The sequence below is a fragment of the Sphingomonas sp. CFBP 13603 genome, assembly GCF_014892665.1.
Lineage (GTDB): Bacteria > Pseudomonadota > Alphaproteobacteria > Sphingomonadales > Sphingomonadaceae > Sphingomonas.
The window spans coordinates 1-277 of record NZ_JADBIA010000035.1; the positions used below are offsets into that span (position 1 = coordinate 1).

1 protein-coding gene is annotated in these 277 nt (G+C 63.5%); it reads left to right on the forward strand.

The window, feature by feature from the left end:
- Positions 1–39: 39 nt before the first annotated feature.
- Positions 40–277 (forward strand): RNA polymerase sigma factor (locus IFR23_RS19980; protein WP_274599213.1); only part of this gene is annotated, 238 nt, incomplete at its 3' end.

The window sequence follows — 277 nt, forward strand, 5'->3', positions numbered from 1 at the left end:
AGCGAAACATGTCGGCGTCCAGCTGCTTATCTGCAGCGCATGGCGCGTAACCTGCTGATCGATCAATCGCGGCGCCCGCACACACGCCTCGCGCGGTTCCACGTCTCGATCGACGACCAGTGCGAAGTCAGCGGGCAGCCTGAACAAGGCCACGCGATCGAAGCCGACGACGCACTGCGTATGTACAGTCAGGTGCTGGCCGCCCTGCCCGACCGAACCCGGCATGTCTTCACTCTTCATCGGGTAGACGGGCTCGGCTACAAGGCCATCGGCGAAC